Genomic DNA, 16,644 nt, shown 5'->3' with positions numbered 1-16,644 from the left:
TTTATTTACCATTTATGCCATTCACCATTTTCATCTATGCTTGATAGCAGTAACCAATCATTTTTAACTTTTGTGTTAAGCGCAGTATTTTCATTGAGCAATTTACGAATGTAATCATTCGGCGCTTGTATCACAACTAATAATCGAATCGGTGCATGATAATATTCCCCATCAGCTTTCATAACTGATTGCCAAGGTAAACCTGTCAGTAAATCACTACCATTTCCTTGCATGACACCAATGCCGCTCGTCACCGTTTGTGTGATTTTATTGCCGCTTCCGTAATAGTAAGGTGCAACAGTTGAAGCATAATATTGTAAGTTAATCCATTGAGCAACTGTCGCTGGCCCACTTAAAATCGTATTTAAAATTTCACCGTCATGATCTTTCGTCCAGTCATAATTATGCAGGAATGCACGACCATTTAATTGAGATTGCTCTGTTAATGTTCTCTTACCAATAACAAACGTTGCATTTCTAGCTAATCCCCATTCTGGTCGGATTTCACTCCAGTCACTTGCTAATTGTTCTGCTTTAGTTATGGATTGTGTATTTGAATGTTCCATGCCCGGAATATCTTCAAGTCTTAAACGATTTGCTTCTTGACTAGCTTTAGGCAAAGCTGATTTTAATTTTTCTAAAGCACGCTCAGCTTGATTCGAGAGTTCGGGTACATAAAGCCATTCTAATTGATCTGTTGTCGTGCTATGTTCAGCAGCAACAAATACTGTATCTTCCGGAATTATAATGTTATTGCTTTTGAGTCCTTCTCTAACTTCAGACAAATTACATAAAGTCGCTAATACTTTCCCATTAAAACCACTCGCTGATCCACCACACGCACCACAATCTAATGAAGCTGCATAAGGGTTGTTTGCACTATGACTACCATGTCCGCATATGACCACTAATGGCGCAAAATCTTCCGTTAAATCCATTAATTTCAATGCTTCTCGTGCGTAAGTAAGCTGTTCTTGTTTCGTAAACCCAATAGGTAAATCACCAAACCGATTTGACGCATAATCTATAGAAAGTTTCGTTTCCGGTTTATTCATAAGATTTTTATTAAATCGATTGACCAAATCTCCCGTACGTTTAGGCATAAAGCTTCTCGCTATCGTTTGTACACTTAGCCATGAACCTGTTAGTTCTGGAAGCAATAGACTTGGTAATACATTTTGTTTCATTTTTTTAAATGTATAAAATATTGACGAAATACTTTTTTTCTTTTCAACGTAATGATTGGATTGATGTGCATCTTCGTATTCATAAATCTTATGTTGCGGTTTATTCATTACTGGTAAAGCATTATGTGTATGTTGATGTCCGAGTTCACACTTTTCAATTGGTAGTCCAAAGAATCCTGCAATACCAATCGTTTCGAAAGGACCTTCCATTTCTAATTGTCTTCTAAAAGGTTCCGACCGTGTATCAATACAAAAAGCGAGCTGTGCCTCGACAAATACTTTATCATCTTCATGATGGAAATGAGATTGAATTTCACTTTGTAATTGTGACGCATACGTATCTTCCCAAGCTTCTAGCAATAATTTATGTTGTGTAATGCGATCAAATTGATGTGAAAATGCTATATAATCTTCTCGTTCACCTTGAGATAATGCGAACCAATTTTCCAACGTTAAGATTCCACTTTCAAACCAAGATAGCACTTGAAACATATCTTCTTCAGTATGTTGTTGCTCTTGAGCATGCTCACTCATCAATGTCCATTCCAAAGCCAATCTTATGGCTAAATAATCTGTCAGCAAGTTTAAACGTTCGTCTTTCCAAAGCATCATACCTGCCCACCCTGGTAAAGCCAACAAGTGTATTTCAAGATATGATTGTACTTGTACTTCTGATATACCTAGTTTGTCTAAACAGCTTTCTATTGTTTCAATAGATGTTGATGGTAGCATTTTTATTTTATGCCTTTCTGCCTTCGATAAAGATGGATCCAAATGAGCTAACCTTTTCCAATTTTTAAAGAAACCTTTACCATCTTTATGGATTGCCCAACCTGATTGATTATCATCAAGATATAATTTACTCCACTTAATCATTTGTGCATCCAACTTATCTAAATATGCCTGTCCAGAATATTGTTCAATACGCGTACTTAATATAATGTCATCATCTTGTTGTTTATTTAGTGCAACATTTTCTAATGACGTTCTTAATTGTTTTTGCTCTTGTTCTGTAAGATTTACTTTGTGAGTTCTATTAAACAATATGCATTCAGCGTATTCTCTTAACATCACTTTATTTAATGGGGTATTTTCGTTCGATAGCCATGCTGATAATCGTTCTTCTATATATTCTTGTTTAATTTCTCCATTTTCAATTGCAGCAAATAATAAACTTTCGTTCGGATACAAATCGACATTCTGTACCTTTTGAAACCATCTCGCGACATCTTCAAAAGTACGATCTTCTAAACCCGCCCAAGGATGTCTTGCTGCAAATATATTAATAGGAGAAAGTGGTGTTATGACACGACTCGCCTCTTTAATTGAATATGTGATGTCATTTTGTAATTCAATTGTTTGCGTCATGTTGATAACCTCCTTTAAACGTATGATTTTTCAAATAGCGTGGATGCGTTTCAATATTTTGCACATTTGATTCACCTAAATGTACAATCCATAAATATATAATCGTGACGATTTTAGATGAATGATTTCTTGCAACCCACAAGTTCAGTGCACTTCCTATTAAAAGCAATACAATCATGATAATAACTGCAAACATTGGTGCATGATTCACATTTGTAGCGTATTGATGTAACAAATCATGGAATAAATGATGTACACCAAAGTAAGATAAACCAACAATTAAAAGTGCTAATAATCCAATGATTCTACCTAACTTGCCCTCACCATATGCGACTAGTTGTGTCCATGAAACAGATAATGACCAAGCTAAAATAAGCGCACTAATGATTTGGTAACTACTTGTCGAATCCATAAGCCAAAAGATAATACCAATCATAATTGATAATAATCGACCAACTAGAACCCATATATATGACACACTTTCATTCATTCTTGAAGGCATATCAAAAGTTCTTACAGCAGAACCAGAACGTAAAAATAATGTCGCTTTAAATAATCCATGTAACATAAGATGAACGATAGCTGCTGAATAAACACCTAAAGCACATTGGATAAGCATAAACCCCATCTGTCCAATCGTTGAACCTACTAACTGCCTTTTGTAATCCACATGTACTAAACTAATGCCCGCTCCCATCAATACTGAAATCGTTGCGATAATGATAAGTAACCCAATTATCCATTCATTTGTAAAAATCGGTGCAAATCTCGTTAAAATAACACCACCTACATTTACAATACCGGCATGCATAATCGCTGAAACAGGAGTTGGTGCCGCTACAGATTCTATTAGCCATCTATGAAATGGCCACTGAGCTGCCGGAATGATGACCGATATCACTAACATCAACTGAATAACCACACCTTGCCACGAATCAAATTGGTCAAGATGGCTTTCACTAAATATAGTAGACTGTTGCCATTCACCCGTTACATTGTATGTCAGTATAATCGCGATTACTAAAGCAATCCAACTAACGATAAAGATCATGCTAGTACTTTTCGCTAAACGTTTCGTAATGTGCCATTGTTTGTTTAAACCGATTAAACGCGTTAAACAAAATAATGTTAACCCCCATAATATCGCCATTAATCTTAAATCATTACTTAACCAACCAACTGAAGCAAACACCGTCATAAATGTAAATAATGAAAAATATTTACGATACTGTGCATCTCCATCTAAATAACGTACGGAAAACCTTTGAATAATAAGACCAATACTCAAAATAAAGAGTGCGAGCAACCATGACAATTTATCTAAATGCCAAAATCCTATATATACATTTCCGCTTGTCATACACAAGCCAATTAATGAGATAAGCACTGGTATAAATGCAATTACTAAGTGAACATTAATATATGCCTTTGCCACTTTTGGCACTAAATATATGATGCTACTTATAAGCGCTAATCCAATTGAAATAAAAAATAATACTAATAAACCTGTCATGTCGGTTGCTCCTTTTCTGTTAAAAGCAATAAAAAAAGCCGACAATTTAAAACAAACCTCTCGTGCAGATTTGCTTTAATTGTCGGCTTCAATCAAACTAACGCTTACCGTTATTTTAATTGCTTCCTAATTATTTATATGTAATCTTTTTGAAATTTTTAATTGTGAGTCATTGCACCGTTTTTACTTTTTCAATTAGCCAATATCGATTAGCCACTTGCTAAAGTTTAGATGCTTTGAATTTTTTATATACTTTAATAACATATATTTATTTTTATCAAATGTCAATAGTTTGACTATTTAAAATATTCTATAGTTTTATTTATTCGTATTAATGATTATTCACTGTTAAAATAAAACAATATATTAAACAAAACGAGGAGATTAACATGAATAGATCAGACTTAATAGCACCAGAAACATACAATATTGTTAATGAAATCGAAAGACATGCAGTAGATGAAACGAAAGAAGCCATTATATTTGAAGATGTCGATGGCAACGTACAAACAATTACGTATGCTAAACTCATCCAAAATTCAAATAAAGTGGGCAACATCTTTAAAGCTCAAGGTCTTCAAAAAGGCGACAAAGTCCTTATTATGATGCCACGCTCAATTAAAACTTATGAAGTTTACATTGCTGCACTTAAACTTGGCCTTATTATCATTCCAAGTTCAGAAATGTTAAGAACTAAAGACTTACAACACCGCATTACGCATGGTGAAGTCAACGCAGTCGTAGTCATCGACCAATATACAGTCGAATTTGAAAATATTCAAGAATATGATCAACTCACTAAATTTATCGTAGGCTCTAAACAACAAGATTGGATTTCTATCGATGAAGCAATACAAACTGCAAGCTCAGAACTTACAGTTGATGAAACAAAACGTGATGATACCGCAATTTTATCATATACATCTGGTACAACTGGATTACCAAAAGCTGTTATACATACACATGGATGGGGATTTGCTCACATTCAAACAGCGCCAAAACATTGGTTAAGCATTACAGACAAAGATACTGTATGGGCAACTGCAGCACCAGGTTGGCAAAAATGGATTTGGAGTCCATTCCTTTCAATATTAGGATCTGGCGCCATCGCATTTGTTTATAACGGTAAATTTAATGCAGCTAAATATTTGGACTTACTCGAAAAACATCAAATTAACGCATTATGTTGTACACCTACTGAATACCGATTAATGGCTAAACTGCCTAATCTTTCAGACTATACATTGAAACATTTACACAGTGCTGTATCAGCTGGTGAACCATTAAATAAAGAAGTCATCGAACAATTCAATCATAACTTCAACATTAAAGTAAGAGATGGCTATGGCCAAACTGAGAATACATTACTTATCGCATTTTTAAAAGATACAGAAAGCAGACCAGGTGCCATGGGTAAAGCAATACCAGGTAGTTATGTAACTGTAATAGACGAAGATGGTTACCCAATAACAAATGGTGCCACAGGAGACATTGCCGTATCATTAGATTCACCATCATTATTCCAAGGCTATTTTAAAGACGAAGAACGTACCGAAAAATCAAAACGTGGAAACTATTATGTAACTGGAGACCGCGCAAGATTAGACGAAGATGGCTACTTCTGGTTTAAAGGTAGAGAAGATGATATTATCATTAGTTCAGGTTATACAATCGGACCGTTCGAAGTAGAAGACTCACTTACTAAACATCCGAAAGTACAAGAATGCGCAGTCGTCGCAAGCCCAGATGAAATCAGAGGCAATATCGTCAAAGCATTTGTCATCTTACAAAATAATATCGTAGGCGACGAAGCACTCGTCAAAGAACTACAAACTTACGTAAAAAGTGACGTCGCACCATATAAATATCCAAGAGCAATCGAATTTGTATCCGAACTACCAAAAACAAACTCAGGCAAAATACGCCGCGTTGAATTAAGAGAAGCAGAAAAAGAAAAATATAATAAACAATCATAGGAAAAGAAGTAATGAAAAGTAGTGATTGGAGGGGAGCGGAACAGAAATCTAATTTGTATAAAAAGATTTCGTAGTCCCGCCCCGGCAAGGATGACTAGAGTTGAAAAAGCTTGAAACAAGCGTATTTCAATTCAGTCATCTACTGCCAAGACACTAAAACTGGCTGAGACATGCTTTATGTCCCAGCCTCTTTTTTGTTTGAGTTGAGATATGGAGAGATGTGAGTTTACTATCCTTTTAACTCACATCTTTCACAATCTCGTGTGTTTACTCCTCCTTTAACTCACATTTTCACCGATTCCTCGTATTTCCACCCCATCACCCACACCCTCACCTCAACAAAAAAAGCATTCGACCGTATGATCGAATGCTATATAAATATTATCTTACATATTCAAATATGCCAGCTGCTCCCATTCCGACGCCGATACACATTGTTACCATGCCGTATTTGGAGTCTGGGCGTTTACTCATTTCTGACAATAGTTTACCTGTTAACATAGCACCTGTTGCACCGAGTGGGTGTCCGAGTGCTATTGCACCACCGTTAACGTTTGTCTTATTAATATCTAACCCAGCTTCGTTAATAGATGCTACTGTTTGTGATGCAAATGCTTCATTGAGTTCTACTAAATCAATATCATCTACTGATAAATTGGTTAATTCTAATACTTCTGGTATTGCATAAGCTGGTCCTATGCCCATTAATTTAGGATCTACACCTACTGCTTTAAATCCTACAAATTTAGCAATTGGTTTAACGCCTAATTCTTTTACTTTATCACCTGACATCAATACAACAAATCCTGCTCCGTCTGTTAGTGGAGCCGATGTACCTGCTGTAACTGTGCCGTCAGCTTTAAATACTGTTCTTAATTTAGATAATGTTTCTAAATCTGTTTCTGGACGAATGAGTTCATCTTGTTTAAATGTTTCTTTCGTCACATTTGGACCGTTCTCATCGTATTTAACTTTATGCACTTCGATTGGTATAATTTCATCTTCAAACTTACCTGATTTTTGTGCTTCAGATGCTCTTTTATGACTTTCAACTGCATAAGCATCTTGTTCTTCTCTTGAAACTTTATATTCTTCAGCAACCATTTCTGCCGTTAGTCCCATAGGATAAGAAACACCTGTATCCTCTTCTTGTAACTCTGGGTTATTTGTCGGCTCATTACCACCCATTGGTACGGCACTCATTAATTCAACGCCACCTGCTACAAGCACATCTGCCTGCTCAGACATAATTTCATTCGCTGCTATCGCAATGGTTTGCAAGCCTGAAGAACAATAACGATTAACAGTTTGTCCAGGCACTTCATTTGGTAATCCAGCAAGTAATGCTATTGAACGCGCGATATTTTGACCTTGTAATCCTTCAGGAAAAGAGTTCCCCACGATAACATCTTGAACCATACTACCATCAAATGTACCACCTACACGATTGAGTACACCTTTTAATACTTGAGATGCAACTTCATCAGGTCTTTCATGAAATAATGCACCACCTGGTTTAGCTTTACCTGCTGCAGAACGTCCATATGCTACTATATATGCCTCTTGCATTGATATCCATCCTCTCTTATTCAACACTTCATTAGTTACGTAGTGGTTTACCTTTTTCTAACATATGCGTAATACGATCATATGTTTTTTCATTTTTGAGTAGAGATAAAAAGCCTTCTCGTTCAAGCTTTTGAATATATCGTTGATTAATATACGTATTACGAGGTAAATCTCCACCTGCAAGTATATGTGCAACTTTTAAAGTAATTTCGTAGTCATAATCACTAATGAAGTGACCAATTCTTTGCGCATCTAGTTCAGCTTGTGCTAAAGCTTTAAAATCTCTGCCTAGCGCTGGATATTGAGCTTTAGGTTTAGGAACATAGTTTGCTTCAGATTCATATCTCGCTTTATTTAAAGCAACTTCAACACGTCTTTCTTTGTTGAAAATGATTGTATCGATATCTCTTAAATAACCATATCTCTTAGCTTCGTAAGCATTTGTAGATACTTTAGCTAAGCCTACATTCATTAATACTTTCGTAATCGATGCTTGTTTGTCATCATTTTTATGATTTGTTCTAAGCACTCTATCTGCAAACTCTGCTAATCCACCACCTGAAGGTAATAGACCTACACCAGTTTCAACTAATCCAATGTATGTTTCACTCGCAGCAACGATAAATGGTGAATGTAAGACAACTTCACAACCGCCACCTAAAGCTCTACCATGAACTGCAGTTACGATAGGTTTAAGTGAATATTTCATTCTTCCGAAACTTTCATGTAATTTATCAATTGCCGGACCTACTAATTCATCTACTTTCTGACTTTCATGTGCTTGTTTCATTAAGAACAAGTTTGCACCGACACTGAAATTATTGCCATCTGCATATATAACCATGCTTGTATAATCTTCTTGTTCTAATAAATCAATCGATTCTATTAAGTCGTTCGCAAAGCCATCAGATATAATATTATTTTTACTTTGAATTTTAAGTAATAATTGATCTTTGTTTGCTACTGATAAATTAGAATCTTCTCTATTCCAAACTTCACGGTCAATGAAAGCTGATGTCGGTGTGACACGCTCTATTGATTCGCCTTCTTTATAGAAGCCACCGCTTTGTTGTTCGATCCATTCAGGTAATTCACCGAGTTCTTGTTTCATTCTATCTTTAACACGGTCAAATCCCATTAAGTCCCAAAGTTGGAACGGTCCTTTTTTCCAGTTAAATCCCCATACAAGCGCACGGTCTACATCTTTAAAGTCAGATGCAGCTTTAGGCACATTAATCGCTGAATAATAGAAATTATTTCTTAATGTTTCCCATAAGAATTTACCTGCATCATCTTCAGCATTAAAAATGACATCTAAATTGGATTTTAAGTCTTTACTAAATTTAGTAAGAATTTCGAATTTAGGCGGTTCAGGTTGTACGTACGAATCACTTTCTATATCGTAAACAAGTCTTGTCTTTTTATCTTTTTTATAGAAGCCTTGTTTCGTTTTTCTACCTAACGAGCCATTTTTAACAAGTGTATCGGCAACTTTAGTATCTTTGAAATACGGTTGTTCTTCAGGCACTTGTTGGAGCCCTCTCGTAACGGTAACAGCTATATCTAAACCAACTAAGTCAGATAAACCATATGTTCCCGTACTCGGTCTACCAATTGCTCTACCTGTTAAAGCATCTACTTCAATAATTGAAAATCCTTGTTCTTCGCCACGATACATAATGTCATTCATCGTTTGTGTACCGACTCTGTTCGCTACAAATCCAGGCACGTCATTCGCAACGACAACACCTTTACCAAGTACTTCTTCAGCAAATACTTGTGTTCTTTCAACGATCGCATCTGACGTATTACGATTCGGAATGACCTCTACAAGTTTCATAATGCGAGGTGGATTAAAGAAATGTAATCCTAAAAATCTTTCTTTATCTTGATCACTAAACGCTTTAGATATTGCTTCGATTGGAATACCTGAAGTATTCGTCGCAAATATCGCATTATCTTTCGCAACTTGAGTAACTTGTTTCCAAACTTGATGTTTAATATCTAATTCTTCTTTAACCGCTTCAATATAAATATCTGCATCATCTTCACCTGTTAAATCATCTTGAAAATTACCGTAAGATAAATTAGATGCAAACTCTAAATCGAATAATAAAGGTCTTTTAGCATCTGTTATCATATCATATGCTTTTTTAGAAATTTTATTCGGGTCTTTTTCATCGATTACTATATCTAATAATTTTACTTTTAAACCTGCATTCACTAATAGTGCAGCGATTTGGCTACCCATTGTACCTGCACCTAGAACGGTCGCTTTACTTATCGTCATAAAAAGTCCTCCAAATTCATATATTCTGAGTGTGTTTCATCTTGCTCAGTTAGCTTAAATAAATGCTGAATCTCCAGTTAATGCACGTCCAATTAACAGTGCATTGATTTCATGTGTACCTTCATATGTGTATACTGCTTCTGCATCTGAGAAGAATCTCGCAATATCATATTCAGCTAATATACCGTTACCACCTGTGATACCTCGACCCATTGCGACAGATTCTCGTAATCTAAGTGAATTCATCATCTTAGCAGTTGAAGTGGCAACTTCGTCATACTCACCATTTTCTTGCATTCTAGCAAGCTGAGCACATATAGACATTGAATGTGCTAAATTTCCTTGCATCATTGCTAATTTCTCTTGGATTAATTGATATTTACTAATTTCTTTACCGAACTGTTTACGTTTTGTTACATAATCAAGCGTTGCGCGTAAAGCACCTGCTAATGCACCCGTTGCCATATATGCAACACCTGCACGTGTAGAATAAAGTACTTTCGCAATATCTTTAAAGCCATTTATATTTTGAAGTCTTTGATCTTCTTCAACTTCTACATTGTCTAATTTAATAATTGTATTTGGAATAATTCTTAAAGCAATTTTATTTTCAATCACTTCAATATCTACACCTACTTGTTCTGGTCTGATAATAAAGCCTTTAGGTTTACCTGTTTCAACATCAACAGCATATACCGGAATAACATCCGCTAAATTTGCACCACCTATCCATTTCTTTTCACCATTTAAAATCCATTTATCGCCTTCACGTTTTGCAGTTGTTTCTAGTCCACCTGCAACATCTGATCCGTGTTCTGGTTCAGTTAACGCAAAGCATGTTCTTAATTCATGTGATTGTAATTTAGGGATGTAGTATGCAATTTGCTCTTTACTACCACCGAATAAGAATGAATTATGTCCTAATCCTTGATGAACACCTAATAAAGTCACTAAAGATACATCGAATCGTGCTACGACATAAGACATGAAAAATTGGAATAATTGACTAGGCGTCTTAGCACCTTCACGCCCTTCAAATAATAATGGGTTTTGGAAATAGTTGAGTTTACCCATATCACCGAAGAAGTCTTCTGGCACTGTCGCATTCACCCAATGTTCGTTGATTGTTGGACGATATTTTTCTTCTAATAAATCATTAAGTTGTTTTAAGAACTTAACTTCACCTTCTGTTAATTGTTTCGAAATATTCAGTACATCCTCTGGAAATAATGCTTTTAATGTTTCTAATTTTGTTGACATATATATGACCTCCAAATGTTATTAAAGCGCTTACATAATTCTCTAAAAAAATTTAGTATTCATGTTAGCGTCATCTTTGTTTATTATTGAAACTTTCTCTTCATCATAGCTTTCACTTCTAACTTGTCTGGTTTAGCAGTTGAAGTTAATGACATTTTCGTTACGGATAGATAATTTTTAGGTACTTTATAACTCGCTAAATTCTCACGCATATAAGCATCTAATTTCTCTACGAAATCTGGATCTTGTTCATTGAGTAACACAGCAGCCGCTACAGTTTCTCCAAATTTTTCGTTTTCATAACCTACGACTACACATTGTGCAACGAGTGGATGACCAGCTAGAACGATTTCAACTTCAGATGGTAAGACGTTCTCTCCACCTGTAATAATCAATTCTTTTTTCCTATCTACAATAAATATATCGCCATCTTCATCTATACGTGCTAAATCACCTGTTAAGAAATAGCCATCATGGAAAGATTTTTCAGTTTCTTTTTGTTTTTGCCAATAACCAGGTGTAACTTGTTTACCTTTAATTGCTAATTCACCAATTTCACCTACAGGTACGTCATTGAAATCTTCATCAAATAATCTTGATTCTACGTACATGACAGGCTTCCCTATACTCATTGGCTTTTTAAGTGAGTTAGTAGGTGTATTAATCATCGCTAATGGTGCTTCTGTTAAGCCATAACCATTAATAATATTTAACCCCATGCTTGCAAATTTTTTCTGAACACCAGGCAACGGTGCTGAACCACCTTGAATAAGAAAATCAATATTGTCAAAGTTCTTCACATCAAAGTTAGGTGCTACTAACATGGCGTAATACATTGTTGGAATAAGCGATAAGTAATTTGGTTTATATTTAGCCATTAAATCGTTGAGTTGTTCACCTTCGAAGTAACGATGTAATACGAGTGAACCACCCGCCATCAACAATGGAATCACTAAATCATTAAATCCAAATACATGGAACATCGGTAACGAAATAATAGATGAAAATCCTGAATTCACTTTATAAGTGAGTATCGTATTAATCGCATTTGATGTGAATGAATCATAAGTGAACATGACACCCTTTGGTAATCCTGTTGTTCCACTTGTGTACATTAATGCAGCTAAATCATCACGACCTACATCTACTGTCTTGAATGGTTTATGATTTTTAGGATTAACAAGTTCATCATATTCAGGTGAATCGATATCCATGTGTAAATAGTCATCTGCAATCCCTTGTAAACTACTTAAATGACGATTCGCATAGAATATAAACTTCACACCTGAATCTTCTATGACACTTTCAATTTCGTTCGGTTTGAGTCTCCAGTTCATTGGGAAGTATACTGCGCCAATCTTAAATGAAGCGAATAGTAAGTCAAGAACCGCTACATCATTTGGTGCAAATATCCCAACGACATCTCCCTTTTTAATACCTTGATCTTCAAGATGGTTGGCTAAGTTCTCAGCTCGAATATTCAAATCTTGATAAGTCCATTCTGTTCCTTTTAGTGGATCGGTAACTGCTGCCTTTTCTTCGTCATATTGCGCTCTCGTTTTAATCCAATCGTAATTCATATTAAACTACCCCCTTAATAGTTTGAACCATTGTCTTTAATACATTGTTGCAATCCTCCCCAATTTTCTTGATAAATTTGCTGATCTGTTACTTTAAGTTCTTCAGCAATCATCGGTTGAAATGCTATATTGGATAGAATATCTTTCTCTAAATCTAATCCAGCTGCAATTTCAATCAATTTGACACCTTCATCAGTTAATTGGAATACAGCGCGTTCCGTTACATAATAGACCTCTTGATTTAACGACTTAGCATATGATGCATTGAAGTCCATATTATGTACTTGTTCAACAAATTTCTGAGCATGACCTTCTTTTTCAATTACTAAACCTTTATCATTCCAAGTAGCCTTACTTCCTACTACCATTGTTCCTGAGAAAATAATTTTTTGGACCGTTTGACTAATATCTATGAATCCCCCACAACCATTCATTCTATCGCCATATTTTGAAACATTGACATTACCAAACTGATCCACTTCAGCAAAGCTTAAATAAGCTACATCTATGCCTCCGCTATAAATAAAGTCCCATGTCATTTCATGTCGCATCTTCGCATCTAAATTGTAATTTAATCCGAAGTTTTGACCACTTCCTATCATTCCACCAAATACACCCGTATCTATATTCAGTTGCACTAAATCTTCAGCTTTTTCCTCAACCAATAAATTCGATAATTCGTTGTTAATGCCAAACCCTATACTCACAACATTACCTACATTTAAAAATTGGGCAGCACGTCGTAAAATCAATTTACGTGTACTCAATTCATTAATTGGTTCAGGCATATTAAGTACTTTATATTCACCCGAAATAGCTGGGTCATAATAATTTTGAATGGTTTGTCTATGATGTTTTGGGTCATCATTTACACATACATAATCCACAAGCTCTCCAGGAATAAAGACTTCTGTTGGCTTAAAGCTACCATGTTGTACAATTTCTTTAACTTGTACAATAACTTTTCCACCATTTTGATGCGCCGCTAGAGCAGCACCATAGCCTTCTCCTAAGTGTGCTTCATGATGCATATAAATATTCCCCTCGCTATCAGCGTATGTACCACGAAGCAATGCAATATCAACTTTAGGAAATTTATATTGTAAATATTCCTCATTATTAATTTCTAATAAAGAAACGATATCTTCCTTAGTCACATCATTGACTTTTCCGCCATCAAACCTAGGATCCACGGAAGTGTGTAAACCTATTTTAGAAATCATATCTGGAAATTTGGCTAACGAATTCCGATAATGTGTAGCTAACAATCCTTGCGGTACAAAATATGCTTCTACATCATTATTCTTTATCGCTTCTATCGTTTTAGGTGAACCAATAATAATACTCATAATGAGCCTTTTAACCATACCTCTACTCACAAATGAATCTAAATCATAACCATCACCACGATAATCACTAATATCATTCGCAACCATAAACGTTAAATCATTTAGATTTCCATATTCATCATGAGCTTTAACAAAATGTTTTAAGACACTCACAGGTAAATTACTCACTGATAAAGCTGCCAGTGAAATAACATCTCCACTTTTTACAATGTCTTTCAAATCTTCGAACGAAATAATTTGCATACGATTATCCCCTATCTTTCATAATTACAATCATTCCATAAAAGACCTCCCCAATAAAATGTAAGCCCTTACATTGATAAATATAACATAGTGTAAATATGAAAGAAAAGTAAAAAGGTATACGACAATATCTTTTTAATTACAAATTCAAAATAATTACAACTAACACTTAGTACCTCCTCACATACTGTAGTTGTAATATTTTTTAAAATAATTATCGCTCGTTTAGAACTTACGCATACCCTGAAAATCATCACGCATATAAAAAACTTAATTATATCAATAAAATATTAAGGCCATTAAATTACTCATGCATCGTATATGCAACAACATTGAAATACCAATCACCAAGCGAAAATATCACTTATCACTCAAAAATAATTTGGAATATTATTGTTTGATAAATGAAACAATAATACACAAGTAAATAATTAGAAGGAATAGTTGGAGAGGATAATTCTAAAAGTAGGATTTCTTAAAAATTAAACGATTCATTCTTATAAGCGCACGATATCTACCAGTCTTCGTGCGATACACACTGATTTTGTACCTCAGCGCACGATATTTACCAGTCTTCGTGCGTTTAAACATAAAAAAACCATCCCGACTTAACGGAATGGCTTCTGTTGTTCAACATTATTTATTTAATTCTAAAGCTTCTGCTGTTTGTTTACGAGTCTTCTTCAATAACGCAGTATCTTCGATTAAAGATTCACCATATGAAGGGATGATTTCTTTAATTTTAGATTCCCATTTATCCATATATTGAGGGAAGTTTTTCTCAATTACTTCTAAAGCTACAGATACTGATGTTGATGCTCCTGGTGATTCACCTAATAAAGCAATTACAGTATGGTCTTCTGAATTTACAACTTCTGTACCAAATTGAATAAATCCACGGCCATGTTCTTCTGTATCTTTAATAACTTGTACACGTTTACCAGCGATATGAATATCCCAATCTTCGTCTTTTGCATCTGGTACAAATCGACGCAATTCTTTCATACGATCTTCTTTACGTTGTAATACTTGTTGGATTGAATATTTTACAAGTGATAAGTTTTTAACACCTGAAGATAACATTGTCACCACATTACTTGTATTAATAGATTTAAATAAATCTAAATTAGATCCATTTTTCAAGAATTTTGGACCGATTGCTGCGAATGGACCAAATAGTAAACTTTCTTTTCCTTGAATATAACGTCTGTCTAAGTGAGGTACAGTCATTGGTGGTGTACCAGGTGGCTCTTTACCATAAACTTTGGCATTATGTTCACTTACAACTTTAGGGTTGTTACATACTAAGAATGCACCACTAATTGGGAATCCTCCAAGATGTCTACTTTCAGGAATTTTAGTTTTTTGTAGTAATGGAATGGCATGTCCACCAGCACCGATAAAGATATAATCAGCAACATGCGTTTCTACTTTACCAGTTTCTAAGTTACGAACTTTAACTTCCCATTTACTATTAGAAAGTTGTTTAAAGTCAACTACTTCATGACGGAAATGAACTTGTGCATTTTCGTGTTTTTCGATATTTTTAACTAATTTACGTGTTAATTCACCGAAGTTAACATCTGTACCTTCGTCAATTTTACTAGCTGCAAGTGGTTCGTTTGAATTACGACCTTGCATCATTAAAGGCATCCATTCAGCTAATACTTTATGATCTTCTGTATAAGTTAAGCCTTCAAACATAGGTAGAGATTTTAATGCATCATAACGACGTTTTAAGAAATCTACATTTCGAATACCCATTACGAAACTAATGTGTGGTAATGGTCTAATGAATTCTTGTGGATTCTCGATAGCTTTGCTCTTAACTAAGTATGACCAAAATTGCTTAGAAATTTCGAATTGCTCGTTAATTTCTTTCGCTCTTTCAACATCAATTGAACCGTCCTCTTGCTCAACTGTGTAGTTTAATTCGCATAGCGCAGCATGACCTGTACCAGCATTATTTTTTTCATTTGAACTTTCAATAGCTGGTTGTTCTAATCTTTCGAATAACTTAATATTCCAATCTGGTTCAATATTTTTCAAAAAAGAACCAAATGTCGTACTTAAAATACCAGCACCAATGAGAATAACGTCTTTTGGTTGGTTATTATCCATTTTGATCACCTTTCTAAAATTTAAGATGTATTATATTCATGAATTGGGTATACATAAATATAAAGGTCTGAAAGAATTGCAACTTTCTTTAAGAGATATCTTAATTCTTTATATACCAATTCTAAATCAATATTGTGTAAAAGTAAATCATAAGGTGTGCAGGTCACATGATGTGTTGTAAAAATACA

At 34.8% G+C, this 16,644-nt stretch carries 9 protein-coding genes; 1 reads left to right on the top strand and 8 read right to left on the bottom strand.

Annotated elements, in window-relative coordinates:
• Positions 1-5 precede the first annotated feature (5 nt).
• Positions 6-2,555, bottom strand: coding sequence for a DUF2309 domain-containing protein (locus tag LQ694_RS09865; protein ID WP_058612100.1), 2,550 nt, complete (start codon positions 2,553-2,555; stop codon positions 6-8).
• A complete protein-coding gene (locus tag LQ694_RS09860; protein WP_218697098.1) occupies positions 2,539-4,068 on the bottom strand; it encodes an NADH dehydrogenase subunit 5 in 1,530 nt (509 codons plus the stop codon). The genes LQ694_RS09865 and LQ694_RS09860 overlap by 17 nt, the downstream gene beginning before the upstream one ends.
• 389 nt (positions 4,069-4,457) lie before the next feature.
• Between LQ694_RS09860 and mbcS the strand changes: the two genes are divergently transcribed.
• On the top strand, positions 4,458-6,044 hold the full coding sequence (gene mbcS / locus LQ694_RS09855) for an acyl-CoA synthetase MbcS (protein WP_058612098.1): 1,587 nt from the start codon (positions 4,458-4,460) through the stop codon (positions 6,042-6,044).
• Positions 6,045-6,425: 381 nt separating this feature from the next.
• Here the strand turns inward: mbcS and LQ694_RS09850 are convergent, their stop codons facing one another.
• The 6 genes from LQ694_RS09850 to mqo form a co-directional block, all read right to left on the bottom strand.
• On the bottom strand, positions 6,426-7,613 hold the full coding sequence (locus LQ694_RS09850) for a thiolase family protein (RefSeq protein ID WP_231492988.1): 1,188 nt from the start codon (positions 7,611-7,613) through the stop codon (positions 6,426-6,428).
• A gap of 31 nt (positions 7,614-7,644) precedes the next feature.
• Entirely contained in the window at positions 7,645-9,903 is a 2,259-nt protein-coding gene (fadB, locus tag LQ694_RS09845; protein ID WP_058612096.1) for a 3-hydroxyacyl-CoA dehydrogenase/crotonase FadB, read from the bottom strand.
• 54 nt (positions 9,904-9,957) lie between these two features.
• Positions 9,958-11,163, bottom strand: coding sequence for an acyl-CoA dehydrogenase FadE (fadE, locus tag LQ694_RS09840; protein WP_231492989.1), 1,206 nt, complete (start codon positions 11,161-11,163; stop codon positions 9,958-9,960).
• Between the two features lie 83 nt (positions 11,164-11,246).
• Positions 11,247-12,743 (bottom strand): long-chain-fatty-acid--CoA ligase FadD, encoded by a 1,497-nt coding sequence (gene fadD / locus LQ694_RS09835; protein ID WP_231492990.1) that lies wholly within the window; start codon positions 12,741-12,743, stop codon positions 11,247-11,249.
• 14 nt (positions 12,744-12,757) lie between these two features.
• Positions 12,758-14,335 (bottom strand): fatty acid degradation protein FadX, encoded by a 1,578-nt coding sequence (fadX, locus tag LQ694_RS09830; protein ID WP_065381541.1) that lies wholly within the window; start codon positions 14,333-14,335, stop codon positions 12,758-12,760.
• A gap of 636 nt (positions 14,336-14,971) precedes the next feature.
• Positions 14,972-16,456 carry a malate dehydrogenase (quinone) gene (gene mqo, locus LQ694_RS09825; protein WP_049321062.1) on the bottom strand — a complete coding sequence of 495 codons (1,485 nt, stop codon included), beginning with the start codon at positions 16,454-16,456 and terminating at the stop codon, positions 14,972-14,974.
• Positions 16,457-16,644: the final 188 nt, after the last annotated feature.

The sequence above is a fragment of the Mammaliicoccus sp. P-M58 genome (assembly GCF_022386165.1).
GTDB classification, from domain to species: domain Bacteria; phylum Bacillota; class Bacilli; order Staphylococcales; family Staphylococcaceae; genus Mammaliicoccus; species Mammaliicoccus sciuri.
This window is presented reverse-complemented; position numbering and strand designations above follow the sequence as displayed.

Excerpts from the sequence above, each read along its gene's own strand:
- fadD (WP_231492990.1), bottom strand. The coding sequence starts at position 12,743 with ATGAATTACGATTGGATTAAAACGAGAGCGCAATATGACGAAGAAAAG.
- LQ694_RS09865 (WP_058612100.1), bottom strand. The coding sequence starts at position 2,555 with ATGACGCAAACAATTGAATTACAAAATGACATCACATATTCAATTAAA.
- mqo (WP_049321062.1), bottom strand. The coding sequence starts at position 16,456 with ATGGATAATAACCAACCAAAAGACGTTATTCTCATTGGTGCTGGTATT.
- mbcS (WP_058612098.1), top strand. The coding sequence starts at position 4,458 with ATGAATAGATCAGACTTAATAGCACCAGAAACATACAATATTGTTAAT.
- LQ694_RS09860 (WP_218697098.1), bottom strand. The coding sequence starts at position 4,068 with ATGACAGGTTTATTAGTATTATTTTTTATTTCAATTGGATTAGCGCTT.
- fadE (WP_231492989.1), bottom strand. The coding sequence starts at position 11,163 with ATGTCAACAAAATTAGAAACATTAAAAGCATTATTTCCAGAGGATGTA.
- fadX (WP_065381541.1), bottom strand. The coding sequence starts at position 14,335 with ATGCAAATTATTTCGTTCGAAGATTTGAAAGACATTGTAAAAAGTGGA.
- fadB (WP_058612096.1), bottom strand. The coding sequence starts at position 9,903 with ATGACGATAAGTAAAGCGACCGTTCTAGGTGCAGGTACAATGGGTAGC.
- LQ694_RS09850 (WP_231492988.1), bottom strand. The coding sequence starts at position 7,613 with ATGCAAGAGGCATATATAGTAGCATATGGACGTTCTGCAGCAGGTAAA.